The sequence below is a fragment of the Shewanella sp. Arc9-LZ genome, from assembly GCF_010092445.1.
Lineage (GTDB): Bacteria > Pseudomonadota > Gammaproteobacteria > Enterobacterales > Shewanellaceae > Shewanella.
In genome coordinates, this window is record NZ_CP048031.1 from 2,996,627 (window position 1) to 3,010,903 (window position 14,277).

11 protein-coding genes are annotated in these 14,277 nt (G+C 43.5%); all 11 read right to left on the reverse strand.

The genetic code is table 11. From position 1 onward, the window contains the following. Nucleotides 1-3: 3 nt before the first annotated feature. The 11 genes from GUY17_RS12820 to fabF all read right to left on the reverse strand — a co-directional run bounded on the left by GUY17_RS12820 (nucleotide 4) and on the right by fabF (nucleotide 14,251). Nucleotides 4-1,470 carry a NarK family nitrate/nitrite MFS transporter gene (locus GUY17_RS12820; protein ID WP_101086823.1) on the reverse strand — a complete coding sequence of 489 codons (1,467 nt, stop codon included), beginning with the start codon at nucleotides 1,468-1,470 and terminating at the stop codon, nucleotides 4-6. Between the two features lie 11 nt (nucleotides 1,471-1,481). After that, entirely contained in the window at nucleotides 1,482-1,808 is a 327-nt protein-coding gene (gene nirD, locus GUY17_RS12825) for a nitrite reductase small subunit NirD (RefSeq protein ID WP_101086822.1), read from the reverse strand. Further along, nucleotides 1,805-4,408: a nitrite reductase large subunit NirB gene (gene nirB, locus GUY17_RS12830; RefSeq protein ID WP_162023375.1), complete on the reverse strand. Its 2,604-nt coding sequence runs from the start codon at nucleotides 4,406-4,408 to the stop codon at nucleotides 1,805-1,807. Before nirB ends, nirD begins: the two co-directional genes overlap by 4 nt. A 242-nt stretch (nucleotides 4,409-4,650) precedes the next feature. Continuing rightward, a complete protein-coding gene (locus tag GUY17_RS12835; protein ID WP_162023376.1) occupies nucleotides 4,651-5,343 on the reverse strand; it encodes an ANTAR domain-containing response regulator in 693 nt (230 codons plus the stop codon). Further along, entirely contained in the window at nucleotides 5,331-6,551 is a 1,221-nt protein-coding gene (locus GUY17_RS12840; protein ID WP_162023377.1) for a glycosyl transferase, read from the reverse strand. The genes GUY17_RS12835 and GUY17_RS12840 overlap by 13 nt, the downstream gene beginning before the upstream one ends. Continuing rightward, nucleotides 6,544-7,428, reverse strand: a complete 885-nt coding sequence (gene cobA, locus GUY17_RS12845; RefSeq protein WP_162023378.1) for a uroporphyrinogen-III C-methyltransferase — start codon at nucleotides 7,426-7,428, stop codon at nucleotides 6,544-6,546. Before cobA ends, GUY17_RS12840 begins: the two co-directional genes overlap by 8 nt. After that, the gene (locus GUY17_RS12850; protein WP_162023379.1) at nucleotides 7,428-10,232 is read right to left on the reverse strand and encodes a molybdopterin-dependent oxidoreductase; all 2,805 of its coding nucleotides are present in this window, start codon (nucleotides 10,230-10,232) and stop codon (nucleotides 7,428-7,430) included. Before GUY17_RS12850 ends, cobA begins: the two co-directional genes overlap by 1 nt. Nucleotides 10,233-10,743: 511 nt before the next feature. Further along, nucleotides 10,744-11,079, reverse strand: a complete 336-nt coding sequence (locus GUY17_RS12855) for a cytochrome c3 family protein (protein WP_101086816.1) — start codon at nucleotides 11,077-11,079, stop codon at nucleotides 10,744-10,746. Nucleotides 11,080-11,485: 406 nt separating this feature from the next. After that, entirely contained in the window at nucleotides 11,486-12,361 is an 876-nt protein-coding gene (locus tag GUY17_RS12860; RefSeq protein WP_101086815.1) for an NAD(P)-dependent oxidoreductase, read from the reverse strand. Nucleotides 12,362-12,374: 13 nt separating this feature from the next. Beyond that, nucleotides 12,375-12,863, reverse strand: a complete 489-nt coding sequence (locus GUY17_RS12865; protein WP_011636973.1) for an acyl-CoA thioesterase — start codon at nucleotides 12,861-12,863, stop codon at nucleotides 12,375-12,377. A 149-nt stretch (nucleotides 12,864-13,012) separates the two neighbouring features. Beyond that, complete coding sequence (gene fabF / locus GUY17_RS12870; RefSeq protein ID WP_162023380.1) at nucleotides 13,013-14,251, reverse strand: beta-ketoacyl-ACP synthase II; 1,239 nt, start codon at nucleotides 14,249-14,251, stop codon at nucleotides 13,013-13,015. Nucleotides 14,252-14,277: the final 26 nt, after the last annotated feature.

Below are 14,277 nucleotides of genomic sequence, written 5' to 3' on the forward strand. Positions count from 1 at the left end.
GCACTAACTTACGCTGATTAAAGTGACTTCGCCTTGATCGTTTACTTCAGCAATATGACCTTTGGGTTCTTTCATAAAAAATAATGTCACAAAACCAAATACGGCACTTATCGCAATCACATAAAAGAAAATTTGAGTGGATACGATAGAATATACGGTTAAGAAAAACACTGCACCGACGTTACCATAAGCCCCTGTCATACCCGCTATTTGCCCTGTTAAGCGACGCTTAATCAGCGGCACAGCAGCAAACACAGCCCCTTCGCCACCTTGAACAAAGAATGAACATGCCATAACGACTGCGACAGCCAAAGGTAATGACCATGACGAGTCGATTTGTGCTACCGACAAATAACCAATCGCTAACCCTGCAGTTAATATTAACAGGGTGGTTTTACGACCAAACTTATCACTTAACCAGCCACCGCCAGGACGAGACATTAAATTCATAAAGGCATAGCTTGATGCCAACATACCCGCTTGTGCCATGCCAAGCTCGAACGTTTCTGCAAAAAAGAGTGGCAACATCGATACCACGGCAAGCTCAGAGCCAAATGTAGTGAAATACAGCACATTCAATACAGCAACTTGCTTAAATTGATAGCGTTCAAACTCAGGTACTTCCATTGAAAACAAATGTTTATTCACTTGGTATGTTTGGTAAAAATCGAACAAGAACACCACCACCAACCCAAGATAAATAAGGTAGGTTGCATCTTGAGTAAACATACTCACACCTGCTGGAGACAGTTTCCAACCTAACAGCGCTAGCGTGGCATACATTGGCACCTTCATAATGATCAGTAACACATAGTCACTTTTACTGGTCACTTCTAAGCCGCCGCCCTTTTTGGGCTTAAAGTAAGTCGAACCTTTTGGGGTATCGGTCACATTGAAGTAATAAACAAATGCAAACAACAAACTCATTAAGCCGGTAATGCCAATGGCATAACGCCATCCGTCTGGGCCACCAAAAGCAAGTGCAACGGCAGGTAACGTAAAGGCTGCTGCAGCTGAACCAAAGTTACCCCATCCGCCATAAATGCCTTCTGCTGTACCTAACTCTTTTGCCGGAAACCATTCACTCACCATACGGATACCAACCACAAAACCAGCACCAATAAAGCCAATCAGAAATCGGGCTAAGGCTAACTGCTCAAAAGTGTCGGCTACCGCAAACATAAAACAAGGGATTGAACAGATACCCAATAAGGCAGAATAGGTGATCCTTGGACCATATTTGTCGGTTACCATACCAATGATAATCCGCGCCGGGATTGTTAATGCCACATTGAGGATCAACAAGGTCTTAATTTGTGATTTAGTCAGCCCTAAACTGTCGGCGATCACGCTAACAAGTGGCGCTGCGTTAAACCACACAACAAAGGTGATAAAAAACGCCATCCAACTTAAATGCATGATTTTCATCTTGCCGTGGAAACAGAAAATATTAAATTTTTCAGCACTCATATTGCACCCCTTTATGACTGAGCCAAGACAAAAACATTGCCTTGTTCAGTTTTAATTTCGAATGGTTTAACCACTAAATCAACATTTTCAATACAACGTCCACTATCCAAGCGGTAATGTTGTTTATAAAGCGGCGAAGCAACACAAAGCTCACCATCGATTTCACAAATAAGTCCTCGGGACAATAAACTCACACCACTGGCAGGATCTACATTATCAAGGGCAAATAAACCGTCATCCCCTAAATTGAAAATGGCAACCGCACGTCCTGCAACCCAAGCCGCTATTCCGGTGCCTTTTGGCATGCTTGCTTCGCTACACACATTGACCCAAATCATGCTAATTCCTCCACAGCGAGTTGTGCTGCATCGTCTGTAATATCGTTAATAGCTATCGTTCCTGCCCCTGCGTCTTTAATACTCGGGAAACGCTGCTCACGAATTCGTTGGTAAGCACTGGTATCTGCTTCTGGCGCATCACTTGGATTAACAAACTCATTAAAGCGCGCCAAAAAGGCCGGTTGTTCAAGGCTGGTTTTCCACTCACATTGGTATGTCGCGGCAATATGGTCCATTTGCTGCTCTAAGGTCGAGTTAATCCCCAACGCATCGTCAATAACAACTGATTTTAAATACGCTAGACCACCTTCTAATGAATCCATCCAAGTCGAGGTTCGTTGTAATTTGTCTGCAGTTTTGACATAGAACATCAAAATGCGATCGATATATTTATAGAGATCTTCAGTGGATAAATCAGTGGCAAACAAATCACCATGACGGGGGCGCATACCGCCATTGCCAGCAACATACAAGTTCCAACCTTTGTCGGTTGCGATAATGCCAATATCTTTGCTTTGTGCTTCAGCACATTCACGAGTACATCCAGACACAGCAAATTTTAATTTATGTGGACTGCGTAAGCCCTTGTAACGGTTTTCTAAATCAATCGCGAAACCAACGGCGTCTTGCACCCCGTAACGACACCAAGTGCTGCCAACACAGGATTTTACCGTGCGCAATGATTTACCGTAGGCATGGCCTGTTTCAAAACCAGCATCAATGAGTTTTTTCCAAATTTCGGGTAGCTGCGATAACGTTGCGCCAAACATATCAATACGTTGGCCACCGGTTATTTTGGTATAGAGGTCATATTCTTGGGCAATTTGGCCCATGGCTATCAGCTTAGTTGGGGTAATTTCACCACCAGCGACTCGCGGCACAATAGAGTAAGTGCCGTTTTTTTGGATGTTGCCTAAGTAAGCATCATTGGTGTCTTGCAGTTGCACATGACTGCTATCTTGATTCAACACATATTGGTTTTGTAAGCTAGCAAATATGGACGCGGCGGCAGGTTTACAAATATCACAGCCATATGTATGACCACTAGCTGAAGGTTTTCCATGCTGAGTGATTAAGGTATTAAAATCATTAATGCCTTCGACTTGGCATAAGTGATACAAGGCTTGTCGGTCATGATCAAAATGGGCGCAAATTCCGGCATTAAAATCGAGTCCTGCAGCTTGTAAGGTTTGATCAATAATTTTTTGAACTAACGGCGCACAACCACCACAACCCGATACCGCACGGGTACATGCTTTAATCTCGGCGATTTTATGGTTGCCAGCGGTCACGGCCCCAACAATGTCGCCCTTGGTTACTTGATGACAAGAACACACTATAGAAGTGTCTTTTAAATCGGCTTCGTTTTCTGCACCGGCTAGCAATAACTCAACTGCGGAACCTTCAATCTCGTCTTGAGACAAATAGCTATCAAGCAAGCGGCTGTAATCGCTGTTATCACCAATCAGCACTGCACCTTTTAAAAATTTACCGGTTTCGTCTAACCATAATTTTTTATAAATACCCGCTTGGTTATCAGATAACTCAACAAACTGTGCGTTATCAAAACCACGGCTAGCACCAATAGCGGCCACATCAACACCCAATAATTTAAGTTTGGTACTCATGTCTGCGCCGGTAAATGACTGCGACACGCTATTAGATGTTAATGAAGCAATATGCGAAGCGACCACTCGGGCCATTTGGTAACCAGGTGCAACTAAACCAAATATTTTTTGTTGCCATAACGCACACTCACCGATGGCATAAACATCGGGCGCTGAGGTTAAACAGTAATCGTCAATTTCAATGCCGCCACGTTCACCGATACAGATATTTGAAACTCGAGCTAATGAATCTTGTGGACGAATACCGGCAGAAAACACAATCATGTCAGTTTCAAGATAAGACTCATCATTAAAGGTCATTCGGTGCATTGCCGTTTCACCGTCAATAATCGCAGTGGTGGCTTTTGAAGTATGTACACTCACGCCGAGCTGTTCAATTTTACTGCACAGTAATTCACCCGCTTTATCATTTAGCTGAACGGGCATCAATTGTGGTGCAAACTCAACAACGTGGGTTTTTACCCCGAGCTGCATCATGGCATTGGCGGCTTCTAAACCTAATAGTCCACCACCAACAACCACCCCAACTTGACTGTTTTGAGCTGCGGCCTGAATCGATTCAAGATCTTCAATGGTGCGATACACTAAGCATTGAGCACGATCGTTACCTTGTATCGGTGGCACAAATGGAAATGATCCCGTTGCAAGCACTAAGCGGGTATAAGAATAATGATCACCTTGCGCGCTAGTCACCGTTTTGGCGGCAATATCAATTGCCGTAATAGGTGTGTTTAAGTGAAGCGTAATGCCCCAATCTTGATAATCTTGCGCGCTGGTTAACATCAGTGGATCGGCGCTACCGGTCTCGAAATATTTTGACAGCTGCACTCGGTCATAAGCTGGACGCGGCTCTTCACCAAACACGTGCACATCAAACGTTTTATTGAGACCTAAACTGCACACTTGCTCAATAAAATGATGACCAACCATGCCATTACCAACGACCACTAACTTGGGTTTTGAGACTGCCATATCCAACTCCTTCATGCCTTGGACCGTAAAAAGCAAAATGGCGCCAACTCCGCTTAAGGAGTTGGCGCCATTGCCTGTTGAGATCCAAATTTTTAAAATAAATTGTTGAGGTAAACGACCCCGTTAATTGCTGCCATTCACACTATCGTCAATCTGATACTTTATTCATTATATGTATTGTTTGCAGGCTCTATGCCAACTACAAAAAAGACTTAAACTATTGATTTATTAGCCTTAAAAAATCAACAGCCTTTACTAAACGCTCTACTGTTGTCCATCTTGGTCACAACCGCACCAAAGTGAGGCGCACCATCGTTGTTCACTGCGGTGTTTAGTGATTTTGACTTACCATGATGCTGAGTCACAATAGCAATAATTTGCGCTGACATTTGAGCTAATGACAAACCTTTTTGCATCGCTTGTTGTTGAATAATCTGGTGCGCTTTGGTTTCATCGAACCCTTGCTGCATAACGATAAGCTTGGCCTGACTAAGTAGTTTTATACTGCGGATTTCATCATCCAGTTTCTTAAATTCGGCGAGTGTTTTACTCGCAGCATTAAAACGTGCTTGGGCCAAACTAATGACACTGGTTAAACGATTAACACTTAACATCTCAGGAATAAAAGTGATGCGACCGCAATCAAGTAACTCGGTTAATGCTGTCTGCTGCCATGTTTTGGCATTGACAACTATCACCATTGGCTTACTGGTTAATGTACGCTGAATAAGTCCTTGGATTTGAGCGTGCAATGTGTCGGTTAATATCAACAAGGTATCAAATGTTTGTTGATGTAATCGTTGCTCAATTTGGCTCACAGAAGTTAACACCGTGACATGTCCAAACGCTGCCAAACAAGCTTGGTACTTTACAACTTCACAATCGACCACTGGCACAGCTGAAAAACTCAGGTCACAAAAAATTAAACTGCGCATAACCACTCCTCGTTCAGCCATTTGGCTAATGGATTGTCTGTTGAACTGAAGCGGTTTGCCCAACATTGTTGACTCAAGTAAACGGCTTGCTCCGCTGCCATAATCTTCTGTGAATTTGATTTTTGTGAAATTGATTCTGGTGAAATTGATTCCTGTGGAATAATCGCTGTATTTAATTTGTGGTTAAGTAATAACAATACTGCAGCCAACGTTGCCGTCATACTGCTAAGCGCCTGCTCAATCATGGTGCGCGACATTAATGATGTCAGCGCATCAGCAGAAAAAGGCTCTTTTTCGCGCCATAACAGCGCAAGAATGTCGCTAGATAATTCAGCTTGACCCACTTTTGCACCAGAAAAGCCTTCTAATAACGTAGGGATAGATAAGCTCGATACCGCTATATTATCTGTCTGTCCGTTGACGACAGTTATCGTGGTAGCCACTCTTGGATTACACTCGGTTTCACCTTGTAAGCCTTTAAAAATAGCCACACTGCCGGCGTGATATTCGCTTTTCTCAAATAAAATTTCGCATATTCCTTGGTGTACCGCATCTAACCCAGGGTGAAAATAACTGCGAAGGCTTATTGGTGCATTAGTTGGGTTCATGCAACGCGCTGCGGTTTGAATCAAACTGCGTAGACCTAATTCTTGATGTAATTGACGACACTCATCTAACACTGGTGCTAAGTCACCCGCTCGGACATAAACAATATTATCTGACTGTAATGCCACTTTGGCCATTTGTGATGATGTACAACACGCAATATTAAGTGATGCTAAACATGATTCAACATGACGGCGATGAGGTAACGCTTGGCTGTCACCGTGTAACATCACCCGAACACCTTGTTTCGCTAATAACTTAGCAACGAGTAGAAGCCAAGGTAACTGCTCGCGCTTGCCCGCATATACTGGCCAATCGATATCTACTGCCAGCGAATGCCAACCTTTATCGACAGTGCGACGTAAGCCCGCCACCATCCCTGCTATTTCTTCAGTCGTTTCACCGCGCACGCGCATGAGCATCATGGCACTGGCCATTTGCACACGCGATACTTTTCCTTTGGCAAAACCTTCAAGCAGCAAACATGCCTCATCAAACGTTAATGCACGTGAGCCTTTTTCGCCCTTACCTAATGCTTTTATCAGCAAACGAAAGTCAAACTCATCCACGGATGTCAGCGTTAACTCACCAATTTTAGGCATATAAAGCCTCACGCCCATATTCAAATGAGGTTTGTGTTGCAGCGACATCAATATCGGCAAGCAAAGCATTCAGCTGTTGACCAACAGACACCACTTCACCAATGATGATTAACGTCGGCCCAGAGTCTTTAATGGTTAACGCGGCATCGGCCATAGAAGCGACTGTGGCATAAGTAACAATTTGATTCGGTCTTCCACCATTGGTAACAAATGCTACCGGCAGATTAGCGGCACTTTGAGCATCGAGTAATCCAATTGAAATGCTTGCCGCTTGTTCTTTACCCATATAAAACACCAAGGTTGATTGCGCTGCTAATAATGCTTGCCACTGCGTAGGTGCATTTGCATTATCGGCATCGGTCATTTTGGTGCCGGTGATCAGCGTAACACTGCGAGCCATACCACGATACGTTAATGGAATTCCGGTACTTGATGCACAACCTAACGCCGCGGTAACACCAGCAATAAATTGCGAACGGATACCATTTTGTGCAAGGTAAAGTGCTTCTTCTGCACCTCTACCAAAAATATGCGGATCGCCGCCCTTTAATCGCACCACTTTTAATCCTTGCTGCGCTAATGTCAGCAATAAGGCATTAATGTCGTCTTGCTTTTTACTCTGCTGACCACAGCGTTTACCCACAAAATGACGCTGACAAGTTGGCGTCACTAACGTCAAAATGTCACTACTGACCAGACTGTCGAACACCAACGCCTCAGCTTGTGCAACAATTCTAGCGGCCTTGAGCGTCATTAACTCTAATTGACCACAACCCGCACCGACAATAGCCACATCACCCGCGTGTAATTCATTCGCCGCATGTCCTAAAGTACTTATAGGTTGACGACCTTTTATCATTGCTTCTACGGTATTCATTAGGCTACGTCCTCTGCTACTGATTGTTGATCTTCAATGCCGGAATAAGATAAGGCGTCTTGCCAACTTTGCTTGGCACACTGTTTAACTTCACTATGACAACTGCCACATTGACGGCCGCAACCGAGTAATAACTGGGTGCTATCTAACGCCTGCTCAAAACTGATATTCGCTAAACCGTCACTCATCACTTGGTCGTTAAATTGTTGATTGATTTCGTCGTTAATGTTCGCTTCGGTTACCCCTGTACAAGCGCAGATTAACGGACTATTTCCGGCTTTTATTTGCTGATGTAGCTGCTTAATTAACTGTTTATCGACAGGCTTACCAATAAAATCATTCATCTGATATAGGGCCACATTGACTTGAGTATGAGACAAGACTTTTAATGCTTTAAGTAATCCTTTATCCATATTGCATTGGATATATAAAGGCTGGCCATCTACCGTTAAAGTCCACTTAAGTGAATGCACCGTCGCTTGATACGCAAAGCCGTCGTCGGTATCCGTAAAACCGATGTGATGACACACTCCGTTCTCTAGCGTTTGTGCAACTTGCCAACATAGCCCGTGAGCAGAAGAGTCGTGTTGACCAAAAACCACCCCTTGCAGCGCAAGTTCAACAGGGGTTAATGTCACGGGTTGACACTTAAACCCAGGTTGTTTTGATATTGGGTCGACGCGAGCATCTAATGCTTGATTCACGCCTTTTGTCAGCGAAAACTGTGCAGACCAATGCATTGACATCAAAGCCATATTTGTCGGTATGTCATCATCGACAACAGCGCGAGCCATCGTGAATGAGGCGTGGGTAAAAAGGTCGGGGGTAGCGGTCTCTGTGGAGTATTGTTCAATTTGATTTTGAATAGCTTCAATGCGGACCAAGCCACCTTCGGTTAAAGAGAATGCATTGAGTTGTGATGAATGCAGGTGAACGACAGGCTCAGGAATACTGGCTCGTAAGCTAGCAATATGTCCGGTGCGAGTCATGGTATGCCACTGATCTCGGCTGCGGCCAGTGTTTAATAACAAGGTGTTACTCGGTAATGATTGTTGCGGAACACTAACAACCGCAGGCGCAACAAACTGAGCTTTACCCGTCGCGGTAGCAAACTCTCCCTGGCTAAAAACTCGCACGTTTTGTTGACCAATTTGTGTCGCCAAAGCAATGGGCCATTGTGTCGGTGCTAGTGCATCATATTGCGCTTTGGATAAATCTGTTAGCCCAGTGAGATCAAACACCTTAGTCGGAAAAGCTTGTTTAACTATAGCGGATAAAGCTGCAAACTCGCTAAATACACTGGCATTGTCATCAAAATTAAAACCATCAAAGCCCATTTTGTTCGCGACTTGGCTAACCGCCCACCAATCAGGTTTAGCTTGGCCTTTGGCTGTGATAAAGCCACGTTGACGCGTAATAGTGCGCTCACTATTAGTGACGGTACCGCACTTTTCTGACCAGCCTTGAGCTGGGAGTAATACATCAGCAAGTTTGGCGGTATCAGAATCAGGACTGATTTCAGACACCACCACAAAAGGACAATCGGCTAATGCTTGTGCTATTTTTTCACTGTTGGGCAAAGACACCACAGGATTGGTGCCCATAATCCAAATCGCTTTGATTTTACCTTCGGCAAGGGCATCAAACATCTCAACTGCTGCTAAACCTTTTTGATCTGCAACACTGTCAACTTGCCAAAAATCAGCTAATAACTGCTGCTCCGATTGTGAAAACCCCATATGACACGCTAACTGAGTGGCTAACCCACCGACCTCACGGCCGCCCATGGCATTGGGCTGCCCTGTTAACGAAAAGAATCCACAACCAGCTTGACCGATGTGTCCTAACGCGAGGTGACAATTAATCATCGCATTGGTTGCATCGGTGCCAATGGTTGACTGATTAACCCCCTGACAAGATGCCGTAAGTACTTTTTTATTGTTGGCTACAAGTTGATAGAATTGCGTCAGCTGAGTGACTGAAACACCGACTTGTGTGGCAAGATCGGCTAAATTAATACTTAATTGTTGCGCCTGCAAAACCACGGTATCAAAGCCTTCTGTGTGTGCGGCAATGTACGCATGGTCGACACAATTTTGATCGGCTAAATAACCGAGTAAACCATGAAATAATGTTAAATCAACGCCCGGCTTAATGGCTAAATGTAAATCTGCTTGTTTTGCTGTGGCTGTTGATAACGGGTCGATTACCACTAAACGAGCATTATTGATTTTTTTTGCGGCTAAAATCCGTTGAAAAAGAACGGGATGAGTCCAAGCAGTATTGGCCCCTACAAGCACAATCACATCAGCTTGCTCTAGGTCGTCGTAACAACCAGGTACAACATCTTCACCAAAGGCGCGTTGCATCGCACTCACCGCTGACGACATGCATAACCGTGAATTAGTATCGACGTTGGCTGTCTTTAAAAAGCCTTTGGCAAACTTGTTGGCTACATAATAATCTTCAGTGAGTAATTGCCCTGATAGATAAAGCGCAACAGAGTCTGGGCCGTGCTCAGCAATGGTTTGTGCAAATGTATCGGCAATCAAGGTGCTAGCACGGTCCCAATCAAGTGGCATACCAGATCGTAGTTTAGGGTAACGCAGTACATTCGGTTGGGCTAAACTGTCGAGTAAGCGTTCGCCTTTGGCACATAAATGACCGTAGTTAGCCGGATGCATGTTATCGCCGACTAATTCTAAATCTACAGCATCGATATCGGTCCAATCCGCTTTATTTGAAGACACGCTAATGCCGCATCCGACACCACAATAAGCACAACTAGATTGGATTGCTGACATACATCTACCCTTTCACATTAACGATTACATAATTGAAATACTGCGAAAGATGTGCCAAAAAAATAACTTACTGATTTACAATAGAAATAGAAAATACCTAGGTATTTTAAAACAACATTTGTGCAACAAAAGTGCGCAGCCTGCGCCCTTATGTTGCGCATCTACTTGAAAATAAAAGAATTTAAATACCTAAAAAGAGGTATGCCACTGCAAGTGAAAACGTTTTATATATGTGTTTCACTCAGCCTCATGATTTTCTAACTTGACGAATTAACGTTAAGTGATGAATTTCTTCAAAGCATGTTAAAGGTTGAGGAGAGACAATTAATACACGAGGGTGAGATATTTTATTAGACTGACTAAAATTCGCTGCATCATCTAATAAGAGCAAGTTTGTATACAAATTGATTCAATTGACTAGTGCACTTTATGCGGAAGATCGTAAAGAATGATGGGGATATTAAAACAAAATACCGACATTACGTCGGTATTTTTCAGCTACTAAAATACTTTATTTAGCAACACGGCCATCATCGTGGCATGTATCACATGTTGGCATTTCGCCTACTTTAGCTTCATGTGGTGCATGACAATCTGCGCACATTAAAATACCATCATGCGGCTTATGGTTATCATCCATTTCGGCAAGTGTACCATGGCAACTTTGACATTGTTCAAATTCATAAGCGCCATCTTTTGATGGTTCGCCATCAGCGTGACAGTTTTCACAGCCACCCATTTCAACGTGAAACTCTGCGAGGGTCTCATCAGCAGCAAATGATGCAGAAGACATCATCATTACCGCGAAACCAGCCGCAAACAATGCACTCAGTAGTTTATTGCTCACTATTCATTCCTCCAATTTTAGTGTGTGTCCGCATTCTTTTATCTGACACGGATCATCACACTGCAGCACGACACTTTGCTTAAGGGTTATTTAACAACTTTGTTTATAGACCGTTTATCAAAAAATTTATAAACAATCTCAAATTGACTGACAATATAAACGTAGTTAATCAATCCACTTTAAGCAAAATTAATTTAGATTAAACAATAATAGCAGCGATAATTAGATGAAGATGTGCGCTATATCATGTAACTCGATGGTTTTTAGTCAATAAATCAACTTAAGATCAGAAAGCAGCTAATAAAGCAAAGGCTAATGTTTGTGGATTTGTAGCCAATAAAAAAGCCCCAATCTATATTGGGGCTACATTCTCGCAATAATATGTTACAACCAATATGTGATGATATTAACTGCGCGACTTTTCTAAGCGGGCAAGTAAGCTAGAGGTATCCCAGCGATTACCTTTCATTGCTTGAACTTCTGAATAAAACTGATCAACTAATGCGGCCACCGGTAAATGGCTACCATTACGACGAGCTTCGTCTAATGCAATACCCAAATCTTTGCGCATCCAATCGATAGCAAACCCGAAATCATATTGACCTTGCCACATAGTTTGATAGCGATTTTCCATCTGCCAGCTTTGTGCCGCACCTTTGCTGATCACTTCAATCACTTTTAAGCCATCTAAGCCCGCACTCTTAGCAAAATGAAGTCCCTCAGCTAGACCTTGCACTACACCAGCAATACAAATTTGATTAACCATTTTAGTCAACTGCCCAGAACCAACTGGCCCTAACAGTTCAGCGCAGCGGCTGTATGCCGCAATAACAGGTTTAACGGTATCAAAATGAGTCTGTTCGCCACCCATCATCACGGTTAACGCACCATTTTCTGCTCCAGCTTGACCACCAGATACAGGCGCATCTAAAAAGGCAATCTGAAGTGGCTCTATGTGCGCAGCAATTTCACGCGCGACATCAGCAGAAGCCGTAGTATGGTCAACCAAAATAGCACCTGCATGCATACCATGAACAACACCTTGCTCACCTAGTACGACCTGACGTAAGTCATCATCATTACCCACACAGGTAAAAACAATGTCTTGGCCTTTGGCGGCATCTTTTGGTGTATCGGCCTTCTTACCACCATATTGTTCAACCCACTGAGCCGCTTTAGCCCCTGTACGGTTATACACAGTAACGTCATGACCCTGTTTAACCAAATGTCCCGCCATCGGGAACCCCATAACGCCTAAACCAATAAATGCTACCTTGGCCATGATTTCCCCTTATTTATTCAACTGAAGGTTTAACGTGAGCTTCCATTTCGGCACCGATACGCTTACGCATATCCATTAGTCTCAATGCACTATCACGTAAGCGAACATCATCGGCAGTAGCTGGTATCCACTCAGGAACCGATGTGGGATGACCTTCATCATCAACGGCTACCATGATAACGATACAGTGTGTCGTCAGATGACGTTCAGACTCTTTAGGATCGCCCGCCTTTACATCAATCGCAATATGCATAGACGTTGTACCGGTATAAATAACTTTACCAGTCACTTCAACAATATTACCCACATGGATAGGCTTAACAAATCGAATGCCGCCAGCATACACAGTAATACAATATTTACCGCTCCAGCCTGCTGCTGCTGCATAAGCGGCTAAATCGATCCATTTCATTACTGCACCGCCGTGAACCTTACCGCCAAAATTGACGTCTGCAGGTTCGGCCAAAAAACGTAATGTAAGTTGTCTATCTTTACCGGCCATAATAGATCCTATTAGATATATGTCATTACTTGTCAGTCTACGCTAAATCATCATTTAGCGGGAATTGATAAATACTAATGTGACAAAAAAACAAACCAAATAAATAAAAAAGGGAAGATTTTCATCTTCCCTTATTGGCATTAACTCGATTAAATTCTCTTAAACAGTAACGAACCGTTCGTGCCACCAAAACCAAATGAATTACATAAGGCATAGTCAAACTGATGACGACGTGAAGTGTGGGCAACAAAATCTAAATCGCAACCTTCGTCTGGGTTATCTAAGTTGATTGTTGGCGGTACGTGCTGATCACGCAGTGCAAGCAAAGTAATAATGGCTTCAACAGCGCCAGCTGCGCCCAACAAATGTCCAGTCATTGATTTAGTTGAACTTACAAGTACCTCGTAGGCATGTGGTCCAAACACCGATTTAACTGCTGCAGCTTCTGCTTTATCACCCGCATGAGTTGAGGTGCCATGTGCATTGATGTAACCCACAAGCTCTTTGTCAATTTGGGCATCATTAATGGCGTTAACCATTGCCGCTGCGGCACCAGCACCATCACTTGGAGGTGATGTCATGTGAAATGCATCGCCGCTCATACCAAAACCAACTAACTCACCGTAAATTTTAGCACCACGAGCTTTAGCTCGTTCATACTCTTCCATCACAATAACACCGGCGCCATCGCCAATAACAAAGCCATCACGGTCTTTGTCCCAAGGGCGACTTGCTGCTGTTGGATTGTCATTACGAGTCGATAATGCTTTAGCAGCACTAAAACCTGCAACGCCTAATGGGCTAGTAACATCTTCTGCGCCACCAGCCACCATCACATCAGCATCACCGTAAGCAATGGTACGTGCTGCAAAACCAATATTGTGTACACCCGTTGTACAGGCTGTAGTCACAGCAAAATTAGGACCTGTCATGCCATACATAATCGACAAGTTTCCGGCTATCATATTGATAATGGTGCTTGGCACAAAAAATGGCGACACTTTACGTGGTCCACCATTTAATAATGCAGAATGGCCTTGTTCAATTAACCACATACCACCCATACCAGAACCAATAGCAGTACCTATACGAGCTGGATTTTCTTGGCTCATATCTAAGCCTGAATCTTTTACTGCTTGAATACCCGCAGCCATGCCGTATTGGATAAATAAATCCATTTTACGAGCATCTTTTTTGGTTAGGTATTGTTCGACGTCAAAATCTTTCACAGAGCCACTGAAACGAGTACCAAATTCACTAGAATCAAACTTTGTGATTGGAGCTATACCACTCTTACCAGCCAATAAGGCATTCCAAGTAGACTCGACATCATTACCCACAGGAGTCACAAGACCAAGACCTGTGATGACGACACGACGTTTAGACATGATATTCACCTTTAAATAAAATCTGC

Bases quoted from the DNA above. Each gene is read 5' to 3' on its own strand.
- GUY17_RS12835 (WP_162023376.1), bottom strand. From the start codon at position 5,343: ATGCGCAGTTTAATTTTTTGTGACCTGAGTTTTTCAGCTGTGCCAGTG.
- GUY17_RS12860 (WP_101086815.1), bottom strand. From the start codon at position 12,361: ATGGCCAAGGTAGCATTTATTGGTTTAGGCGTTATGGGGTTCCCGATG.
- GUY17_RS12850 (WP_162023379.1), bottom strand. From the start codon at position 10,232: ATGTCAGCAATCCAATCTAGTTGTGCTTATTGTGGTGTCGGATGCGGC.
- fabF (WP_162023380.1), bottom strand. From the start codon at position 14,251: ATGTCTAAACGTCGTGTCGTCATCACAGGTCTTGGTCTTGTGACTCCT.
- GUY17_RS12820 (WP_101086823.1), bottom strand. From the start codon at position 1,470: ATGAGTGCTGAAAAATTTAATATTTTCTGTTTCCACGGCAAGATGAAA.
- GUY17_RS12840 (WP_162023377.1), bottom strand. From the start codon at position 6,551: ATGCCTAAAATTGGTGAGTTAACGCTGACATCCGTGGATGAGTTTGAC.
- nirB (WP_162023375.1), bottom strand. From the start codon at position 4,408: ATGGCAGTCTCAAAACCCAAGTTAGTGGTCGTTGGTAATGGCATGGTT.
- nirD (WP_101086822.1), bottom strand. From the start codon at position 1,808: ATGATTTGGGTCAATGTGTGTAGCGAAGCAAGCATGCCAAAAGGCACC.
- GUY17_RS12865 (WP_011636973.1), bottom strand. From the start codon at position 12,863: ATGGCCGGTAAAGATAGACAACTTACATTACGTTTTTTGGCCGAACCT.
- cobA (WP_162023378.1), bottom strand. From the start codon at position 7,428: ATGAATACCGTAGAAGCAATGATAAAAGGTCGTCAACCTATAAGTACT.